At 58.9% G+C, this 7,805-nt stretch carries 14 protein-coding genes; all 14 read left to right on the top strand.

Translation table 11 applies throughout. The annotated features are described in order from the left end of the window. Nucleotides 1–553: 553 nt before the first annotated feature. Nucleotides 554–1,390 carry a replication initiation protein gene (locus QMX98_RS29775; protein ID WP_282411821.1) on the top strand — a complete coding sequence of 279 codons (837 nt, stop codon included), beginning with the start codon at nt 554–556 and terminating at the stop codon, nt 1,388–1,390. Between the two features lie 140 nt (nt 1,391–1,530). Beyond that, nucleotides 1,531–1,734 (top strand): hypothetical protein, encoded by a 204-nt coding sequence (locus QMX98_RS29770; protein ID WP_282411820.1) that lies wholly within the window; start codon nt 1,531–1,533, stop codon nt 1,732–1,734. A gap of 235 nt (nt 1,735–1,969) precedes the next feature. Next, complete coding sequence (locus QMX98_RS29765; RefSeq protein WP_282411819.1) at nt 1,970–2,149, top strand: hypothetical protein; 180 nt, start codon at nt 1,970–1,972, stop codon at nt 2,147–2,149. Further along, nucleotides 2,142–2,411 carry a hypothetical protein gene (locus QMX98_RS29760; RefSeq protein WP_282411818.1) on the top strand — a complete coding sequence of 90 codons (270 nt, stop codon included), beginning with the start codon at nt 2,142–2,144 and terminating at the stop codon, nt 2,409–2,411. The genes QMX98_RS29765 and QMX98_RS29760 overlap by 8 nt, the downstream gene beginning before the upstream one ends. A 9-nt stretch (nt 2,412–2,420) precedes the next feature. After that, nucleotides 2,421–2,936: a hypothetical protein gene (locus QMX98_RS29755; protein ID WP_282411817.1), complete on the top strand. Its 516-nt coding sequence runs from the start codon at nt 2,421–2,423 to the stop codon at nt 2,934–2,936. Between the two features lie 143 nt (nt 2,937–3,079). Next, the gene (locus QMX98_RS29750) at nt 3,080–4,066 is read left to right on the top strand and encodes a hypothetical protein (protein WP_157695048.1); all 987 of its coding nucleotides are present in this window, start codon (nt 3,080–3,082) and stop codon (nt 4,064–4,066) included. Between the two features lie 18 nt (nt 4,067–4,084). After that, nucleotides 4,085–4,306, top strand: a complete 222-nt coding sequence (locus QMX98_RS29745; RefSeq protein ID WP_282411816.1) for a hypothetical protein — start codon at nt 4,085–4,087, stop codon at nt 4,304–4,306. Continuing rightward, entirely contained in the window at nt 4,293–4,736 is a 444-nt protein-coding gene (locus QMX98_RS29740) for a hypothetical protein (protein ID WP_282411815.1), read from the top strand. The genes QMX98_RS29745 and QMX98_RS29740 overlap by 14 nt, the downstream gene beginning before the upstream one ends. After that, nucleotides 4,733–5,128 carry a hypothetical protein gene (locus tag QMX98_RS29735; protein ID WP_282411814.1) on the top strand — a complete coding sequence of 132 codons (396 nt, stop codon included), beginning with the start codon at nt 4,733–4,735 and terminating at the stop codon, nt 5,126–5,128. The genes QMX98_RS29740 and QMX98_RS29735 overlap by 4 nt, the downstream gene beginning before the upstream one ends. Beyond that, on the top strand, nt 5,125–5,343 hold the full coding sequence (locus QMX98_RS29730) for a hypothetical protein (protein WP_282411813.1): 219 nt from the start codon (nt 5,125–5,127) through the stop codon (nt 5,341–5,343). Before QMX98_RS29735 ends, QMX98_RS29730 begins: the two co-directional genes overlap by 4 nt. Beyond that, the gene (locus QMX98_RS29725) at nt 5,340–5,627 is read left to right on the top strand and encodes a hypothetical protein (RefSeq protein WP_282411812.1); all 288 of its coding nucleotides are present in this window, start codon (nt 5,340–5,342) and stop codon (nt 5,625–5,627) included. The genes QMX98_RS29730 and QMX98_RS29725 overlap by 4 nt, the downstream gene beginning before the upstream one ends. Nucleotides 5,628–5,769: 142 nt before the next feature. After that, entirely contained in the window at nt 5,770–6,387 is a 618-nt protein-coding gene (locus QMX98_RS29720; RefSeq protein ID WP_282411811.1) for a recombinase family protein, read from the top strand. A gap of 73 nt (nt 6,388–6,460) precedes the next feature. Further along, nucleotides 6,461–7,084 carry a hypothetical protein gene (locus QMX98_RS29715; RefSeq protein WP_282411810.1) on the top strand — a complete coding sequence of 208 codons (624 nt, stop codon included), beginning with the start codon at nt 6,461–6,463 and terminating at the stop codon, nt 7,082–7,084. Nucleotides 7,085–7,108: 24 nt separating this feature from the next. Next, nucleotides 7,109–7,549, top strand: coding sequence for a hypothetical protein (locus tag QMX98_RS29710; protein WP_282411809.1), 441 nt, complete (start codon nt 7,109–7,111; stop codon nt 7,547–7,549). Nucleotides 7,550–7,805 lie beyond the last annotated feature (256 nt).

Genomic DNA, 7,805 nt, shown 5'->3' with positions numbered 1-7,805 from the left:
TGAAGCGCTTAACTAAACAGCGCCCAATAAAAAAGCCCCTTTCAACTTCGACCTTGAAAGGGGCTCTGGGTTTGAACAGAGGGTAGAAGCCTCGGAACAAAACACTCTAGCGGGTGTGAGCGGATTTATATCATATGTGTGCTGGAGGTCAATCTGTACCGCCAGGGCACGGGATTTAACCGACGAGACTGCCCTCACCAATCATAAGGTGAGAGACATGCATCAAAAGTACACTGCAACAACCACTCAGACCGCCGCGGCCCTCGGGGTTAGCGCTCGAACCCTTCACAATATCTCCAAGCAACCAGGCTTTCCGATCGCACTGAGGATCAATCAGCGCGTTATCCGGTACGACCTGGAGGCAGTCCAAGCGTTCTATTTCCGTCAGTCTGCGACGGCGGCGTGATTTATGGCCGCCAATCGGGCACCCCGCGCAAGTGGGGCGGCTGAAGCCTGCGCGCAACAGCCGCTAGACCTGTTCCAATCCAGGCTACCAAGCAGGCCGCTTTGTACCGATAGCCCTACCCGCGAAGGCCTTTACCGGCTGCCGTTGGTGGCTGCTCTCGACCGTCTGCTAATCCAGCCGAACACCGCCAAGCGCTACGTCTGCCTTTGCTTCGACGTTGACCGCGAAGGGGCTGCAATCGACTGGAACGACCGCAACGCGCCGCCGCCGAACATGACGGTGAAAAACCCAGCCAATGGGCACGCCCACCTGATCTACCTGTTAACGGCTCCGGTGGCAGTCTCAGACGTGGCCAGAATCCAGCCAGTCCTATTCATGGCGGCCATTCAGGAGGGTCTGAGGCGTGCCCTGGAGGCCGATAGGGGCTATGCCGGCGTAGTGGTGAAGAATCCAGCCCACAAGCACTGGCAAACGCACACATGGCGCGCTGAGCCGTACCTGCTGGAAGAGCTAGCCGAATATGTCGCGCTGCCTTCACCTGCTGAGATGAGGAAGCGCTGCAAGCAAGCCGACTATGCCGGCCTGGGGCGCAATTGCACCGTGTTTGAGATTGCCCGCGTGAAGTCCTACAGCCTTGTGCGCGACTACTGGAAGCCAGGAGGCTCTGTAGCCTTCGCTCGGGCCGTGCTCGATCTGGTGGAGGCATCCAACTACATCGACATAGGCAATCCGCTGGACGTGAGCGAGTGCCGAGCGATTGCCCGCAGCATCAGTAAATGGACGTGGCAGCACTTCACCCCGGCTAAGTTCCGTGAGATCCAGGCCGCGCGTGGCGCCAAGGGAGGCAAGGCCAAGGGTGCGGCCAAGCGCGAGCAGCTACTCCCGACAGCTCAGGCAATGGCAGCCGAGGGCAAGTCACAGCGCGACATTGCAGAAGCTCTAGGCCTTAGTCAGAAGACAGTGAGCAACTGGCTCAAGGCTTGAGTGAGTAAATAGCCTTATCAGATATACAGCCCTTGGCCTGGGTTTGGATGCTTCTGATCCGTCAGCAGTAGACCTGGACATTGCAGGGGAGTGGTTCGACACACCGCACTTCCTGCCAGTCCTGCTCAAGAGGATGAACCGTGTCCATTATCGACTGTGATTACCTGCCAACCCCGAAGGCCCCACCGTTCCCTCCCGAGCTGGCTTTGTTGATCGTCAGGAAGGCTGCAGCTATGGCGGCTGACTTCGAGGACCGGGCGCTCGATCAGCTCACCAGGGACGCCAAGCGCGCACTTTCCAAAGGTGCCGATCCGCGACGAATCATCAAGGAAATGGGGCTGTAGTTTTTTTTTGCATCCCCTCCAATAGTGGAAACCTTCACCGACTCCCCAAGAATGGGGCGTCAGCGTATCAATTTGCCTGACAAAAGATTACTGCAACGCTTTGCGTCTTTTCATCGGTCTGGATAGGGGTTGTGTTTCTGTAAGTTGCCGTAACACTTTAAGTGTACTCAAATAACGGTGGATATCCGTACAGATACGGTCTAATCTGGCCATACCAACCACGAATGGAGCCCGTATGAACACAGCAATCAAAACGCGTGGTCGCCAGGCCAAGCCGACTCGCAATGAAGTGTCCGCCGCTTGGGATCGCCTGCGTTCTGCTGCTGATGGTGGGGATCTGCAAGCGAGTGCCTTGCTGATTGCATTGGCTGAGAGCAAGCCTCTGTCGCCTGTCCTGGAGAGCGCCCGTGCTTAACGCAACGATTACCGGCGCAATCACCAGCGAACTCAAGATGGACGAGCGTGGCCGGTTGTACTGCTCGATCTACAGCGATCAGGCGCGCCGTTCAGTGCGGGCCGTGGTGCGCAACGAGAGGCACGCACAGTTGATAGGCGAGCTACCCAAGGGGAGCCGCCTAACTGCGTCAGGGACGCTGCACAGCGTGGGTGCAATTGGGCCTGCCGGGCAAACCCTGGCGTATCTGACCATTGATGTTCAAACCGTGAAAATCCACTAGGAATCCGCCATGACTGATAACGCCGATAACCATGCAGACGATCAAGAGTTGGAACGCCTGCGCGCCAAGAACGCCGAGCTGCTGACCGAGCTGAAGAAGGTCAAGGCAGAGCGCGACGGCCTGACCACCCGAGTAGAGGCGCAAGACGCCGAGATCACTGACTACAAGTTCAACAAGCCCGTGGCTGACCTGCTGAGCAAGGTTCTGGTGTCGTCGAAGTATTCGTCTCAGGAGCTGGCCGAGCACTTCACCTTCGCTCTGAATGATGCCGGTGTTCTGGAAATGCGCGACCTGGACGGCAAGCAGGTGGAAGTCTCCGAGAAGGTAGACGGCAAGACCGTTACTCGCCCGATCAAGTGTGAGGAAAACGAGGTTTGGCGTTACCTGGCCCACGACTATGGCAAGTTGAACCACATTGTTCGTAGCAGCGGTGCGTCAGGCGGCGGCGCGTCAGGGTCTCGCTCAACACCGAGCGCGCCTCAGAGCCGTAGCGAACAGAAGCCTTCCGAGTTTGGCCTGCGGTAACGTACACTGACAGCGCGGCTTCCTGTGGGAGCTGCAACCCCTTCCGGCCTGTGGCCGACACCCGCAACACCCTGGCCAGTGGCCGACCCTCTCCGCGACGTCTGTGACCCGCGAATCTCTCTTAGATTCGAGGCAATACCCCCATGGCTACTACCCAACTTAGCGACGTAATCGTTCCATCCAAGTTCACTGACTACATCACTCAAAACACCATGGAGCGCACCGCTCTAGTTACGAGTGGGATCATGGTCAAGAACGATGTAATCACCAACCAGCTCAATGCCGGCGCTCACTCCTTCACCGTCCCATTCTGGAAAGACCTGGGCAACGAAGAAGCCGATATCGTCAGCGATGACCCGGCTACCCTGTCCGTGCCGCTCAAGATCCAGGCCGGCAAACAGCTCGTTCGCAAAAGCTTTATCCACCAGTCCTGGGCAGCAATGAACCTGGCCAGTGAACTAGCCGGATCAGACGCCCTGAACCGCATTCAGGATCGCGTGGCCGAATACTGGAACCGCCAGCTACAGCGACGCCTGATTGCCAGCCTCAACGGCATCCTGGCGGACAACGTGGCCAACGATGCCGGTGACATGATCTTCGACATCTCCGGCCTGGCCGGTGCTCTGGCGGAGTTCAGCCCAGAAGCCGTTATCGACGCTGCCGGCACCATGGGCGACGCGATGGGCAGTCTGGTCGGCATCGGCCTTCACTCGAACCTGTACAAGCGCGCACTCAAGGCCGACCTGATCGAGTTCGTACAGCCATCCTCTGGCTCGATGCGCCTTCCGACCTATCGCGGCTTGGTCGTGGTGCTGGATGACAGCGTGCCGCTTGTCGGTGGCGTCTACACCTGCCCACTGTTCGGGCCTGGCGCAGTCGGCTACGGCGTGGCAGACCCAACCATTGCCGAAGGCACCGAGGTCGAAAACATCCCCGGCGCCGGTAAAGGTGGCGGTCAGCAAGTGCTGCACAGCCGCATCAACACGGCGGTTCACCCTGCCGGCTTCGCCTGGGTGGAAGGCACCATCGCCGGCAACTCTCCGACGCTCGCTGAGATCGCCGGCGCTGCCCACTGGGATCGCGTTGTTGAGCGTAAGGCCGTCCCACTAGCGTTCCTGCGCTGCAAGTAAGGGAGGATGGGGGCAGCAATGCCCCCTTTTACGATCATGCTCAGACCAATTGAAATGGGCCAGGTGCTACACCGCGCCCTTCACAACCTACCGCCGAAATATCACGTCCGCCTGAAGCATCAAGGCCGTTTGCTGGCAGTCCTGCAGGGTGACACCTATCAGGAAGCCACAGAGCGCGCCCAGCGCCTTGCTGCTGCCCTTTCCATCACCGATGGTGGTGTGACTTATGAGCAAGCCTGAGAACACGTCAAAACAGGCTACGGGCCGCCGCAAGAATGGCACCTTCGCCAAGGGCCAGACCGGCAACCCTGGAGGCCGACCGGGCAACCTGGCCAAACTGCGCGCCAAACTGACGGCGGGCTCTGATGAGGTCGCCAGTGTCGTCCTGGACGCGGCAAAGGCCGGTGATATGCAGGCGTGCCGGTTGATCCTGGAGCGGATTGTTCCCGCGCTCAAGCCGATTGCCGAGCCGGTAGCTTTCGCCCTGGACGATACAGACCTGCCCAGTACCGCCCGATCAATCATGCGCGCCATTGCCAACGGCACGCTTCCAAGTGACCAGGGCAAGGCGTTACTCGATGCCGTGTTGGGCATGGCCCGTGTTGTCGAGGTGGCCGAGCTGGAACAACAACTAATCGAGCTGCGCGGGCTCGTGGAGGCTGACCGATGAGCCTGAAAGCACTGCGCGCAGAGATACAACGACTGTCCGCCATAGCGGGGCTGGAAGACGAAGCGCTGATCGTCCTGGCTGTCGTGATGGACGATAGCGGGCCGCTGGATCTGCCGGAAACCGTAGGTCATTTGGTGAGCCACCGTGTCGAGGGGAAGCACGTCGATATGTACTTCCCGCTGTGCAAGATGACCAGCAGTCAGGCCGCAGAATTGGCCCTAGCCATGATCCTGCACACCCGAAAGACCGAAGGCCGCACCCGTCCGGGCGTTATGGATATGCAGCCATTCCCACCAGCCGGTGCCTGGATTGTCGAGCCGGTGCCCGCTGGGGTATCAGTCAGCGACCATGCCGCCGCGCTGTACCGCCAGGTTATCGAGGCCAGACGATGAGCAAACGCGAGCAGGTACGAAAAATCCGAAAGCAGCTTGTGCTAATTCACGGCACGCCAATTTCGAGAGCTATCGGGGAGGTTATGGACTGGTGCGAGGCCAATGCTTTTGAGCCGAAAACTGAAATGACAATGGAAGAGATGGAGGCGACAGAGGCGGACACGATTGAGCTATTGGCGCTGCTTGAAGGCCCACCAGGAGCGAAATATAAATGAGCCGCCGCAACCTGATAGCCCAGCTCAAGCGCGAAGTTGACCAGGTGCGCGCCCAAGGGGCTGACCGCGTTTCGCTGATCGTTATCGACGTGGCGGATTGCAGCGACCGGGGCGAGTCTCTGCCGTGCCTCGGTTACACCTGCACCATCGCCGGGAAGACCCACTATTTCCCCGGCGACTCCGACCAGGCGGGAGCGGCAGCACTTGCCCTGATGCCCCATACACCCGGCAAGGTTCAACCGATCCCCGTCCTGATCGCCTGCCTGAAAGCTCCGGCTGACTGATTCTGTAATGCCAGTTTTTTTGGGTATAGCTGAGCAGATACGGGTTTATTTTGGTTTATTCAGTCTTTTCCCTTGATAAGTAACAGTCAAAGTGCAACAGTATATAAAGAGCACCTTTACTGATACACCAAGGGGACAGACCATGTTTATTCGCGCATACCTCCGGGCCTCAACCGATGAGCAGGACGCTGGCCGCGCCCGTGCCTCCCTTGCCCAGTTCGTTGCCGATCACGAACAGCGCATTGCCAGTGAGTACCTGGAGAACGAGAGCGGGGCCAAAGCCGACCGCCCGGAGCTGCTGCGATTGCTCAAGGATGCCCACAAGGGAGACGTGCTGCTGGTTGAATCTATCGACCGCCTGTCTCGCCTATCTGCCGAAGACTGGCAGACGCTCAAGGGGGTTATCGACGCCAAAGGACTGCACATTGTCGCGCTCGACCTGCCGACCACGCACCAAGCCATGAGCGCCAAGACCGGCGACGAATTCACCAACCGTATGCTTGGCGCAATCAGCGGCCTGATGGTCGAAATGATGGCCGCCATTGCCCGCAAGGATTACGAGCAGCGCCGGGAGCGTCAGGCGCAAGGGATCGAAAAGGCGAAGGCGGCCGGCAAGTACCAGGGCCGCCCAGTGGACGAGGATCTGCACAAGCGCGTGAAGGAGCTGCTAGGCGCCGGGTTGGGGATTCGTGCGGCTGCCCGTCACGCGCAATGCTCGACCACAACCGTGCTCAGAATCCGCGACAGTCTACCCGCGTGAGATAGCCACTTTTCAACCTGGAGCGCCTACTGCGCGCCGGCGATGAGCAAACACCCACGGAAGGATCGCCCCAATGTCGTCGAAACTCATCAGCACCTTGCGCAGCATTGCCAATAAGCCAAATGCCAGTGCCGCCACGAAACTCATCACCGCCAGGCGCATTTGTCGCGTATTTGTCCGACGCCTCGACTCCATCCACATTGAGCGCCGGGCCATTCTCCGCGAAGCCGCCAAACTGGAAGCATTCCTGCCATTTACCCGAAAGGCCATAGCAGTCCAGGAGCGCCGAGCAGAGGAACACCGAGAGGCTGAGCACAGTGAGGCGCGGAGCGAGCTAATCGGTTTTGGTATGTCGCTGCTAGTGGACGCGGAAGGTCTGGCCGATGCCCTGGGCTTCGACCGGCTGTGCGACGTGTTAAGTGTCAGCTCGATACATCGTGAGCAGGCACGACAGGATGGGGATGCGAGCATCTATAACCTGACGATGACTCTCAACCTGGAGGAAAGCGCCGGGCGAAAGCGCGAAGAATGGGACGACGGCGGCCCGCTATTGCACGCCTTTGTCCCCATCGTAATGGACGCCTATGACAATCGTCCCGATCTACTGGAGGCCGCCAAGTTAGAGCTAGCCCAGCAACGGCGACCGAAGCTAAGGGTGGTGCGTACCGCAGGGGAAGGCTTGGGCGCTATAGTGTGACGCGTCACATGACGGAAAAAGACTATGCGTCACACTATCGACGAAGCCGCGTCACTGGTCGGCAGAACGCGCCGATCACTGTACCGGGCAATGAACGAAAGCCGCTTGGTGTATAGCGTTGGCCATGATGACCGGCGTTACATCGACACCACCGAGCTGCTGCGCGCTTATGGGCCTTTTGTGACACCGTCACAGAGCGTCACACCGGAAATGTCACACGGCGTCACAGTGCCAAGCGACCTTGCCAGCCTCATCGCCAAGGCCGTCGCGGACGCGGTTGAACCATTACGGAAAGAGATCGAGCTGCTGCGCCTGGAGAATGCCGAGCAACGCCTGATCGAACACAAGCCGGATAGACCGGCCGAACCTACGGCTCAACCCCCAATGGGGGATCAACCTGCAATGCAGGACGGAATGCCGGAAAAGCCGCAGTCATTCGCTGATCTGCTGGCCGGGTTGAAGTAGTCCGCGCTACGAAATTGAAATTCGCAAAACGTGGCGCGGAGCCTTTAAACACGGGGCTTTCGCTAGTTTTATGGAAAGTGAACACCCACAGGTTGTGCGAAGCGGGATGTCTCGCTAGTATCGGCAAATTGAAGCGCTTAACTAAACAGCGCCCAATAAAAAAGCCCCTTTCAACTTCGACCTTGAAAGGGGCTCTGGGTTTGAACAGAGGGTAGAAGCCTCGGAACAAAACACTCTAGCGGGTGTGAGCGGATTT

The organism is Pseudomonas sp. PS02303, assembly GCF_029959925.1.
In the GTDB taxonomy this organism is placed as follows: Bacteria; Pseudomonadota; Gammaproteobacteria; order Pseudomonadales; family Pseudomonadaceae; genus Aquipseudomonas; species Aquipseudomonas mandelii.
This window is presented reverse-complemented; position numbering and strand designations above follow the sequence as displayed.

What these genes read in the sequence shown, in the direction of transcription:
- QMX98_RS29765 (WP_282411819.1), top strand. Translation starts at nt 1,970, where the DNA reads ATGAACACAGCAATCAAAACGCGTGGTCGCCAGGCCAAGCCGACTCGC.
- QMX98_RS29755 (WP_282411817.1), top strand. Translation starts at nt 2,421, where the DNA reads ATGACTGATAACGCCGATAACCATGCAGACGATCAAGAGTTGGAACGC.
- QMX98_RS29750 (WP_157695048.1), top strand. Translation starts at nt 3,080, where the DNA reads ATGGCTACTACCCAACTTAGCGACGTAATCGTTCCATCCAAGTTCACT.
- QMX98_RS29745 (WP_282411816.1), top strand. Translation starts at nt 4,085, where the DNA reads ATGCCCCCTTTTACGATCATGCTCAGACCAATTGAAATGGGCCAGGTG.
- QMX98_RS29740 (WP_282411815.1), top strand. Translation starts at nt 4,293, where the DNA reads ATGAGCAAGCCTGAGAACACGTCAAAACAGGCTACGGGCCGCCGCAAG.
- QMX98_RS29735 (WP_282411814.1), top strand. Translation starts at nt 4,733, where the DNA reads ATGAGCCTGAAAGCACTGCGCGCAGAGATACAACGACTGTCCGCCATA.
- QMX98_RS29730 (WP_282411813.1), top strand. Translation starts at nt 5,125, where the DNA reads ATGAGCAAACGCGAGCAGGTACGAAAAATCCGAAAGCAGCTTGTGCTA.
- QMX98_RS29725 (WP_282411812.1), top strand. Translation starts at nt 5,340, where the DNA reads ATGAGCCGCCGCAACCTGATAGCCCAGCTCAAGCGCGAAGTTGACCAG.
- QMX98_RS29720 (WP_282411811.1), top strand. Translation starts at nt 5,770, where the DNA reads ATGTTTATTCGCGCATACCTCCGGGCCTCAACCGATGAGCAGGACGCT.
- QMX98_RS29715 (WP_282411810.1), top strand. Translation starts at nt 6,461, where the DNA reads ATGTCGTCGAAACTCATCAGCACCTTGCGCAGCATTGCCAATAAGCCA.
- QMX98_RS29710 (WP_282411809.1), top strand. Translation starts at nt 7,109, where the DNA reads ATGCGTCACACTATCGACGAAGCCGCGTCACTGGTCGGCAGAACGCGC.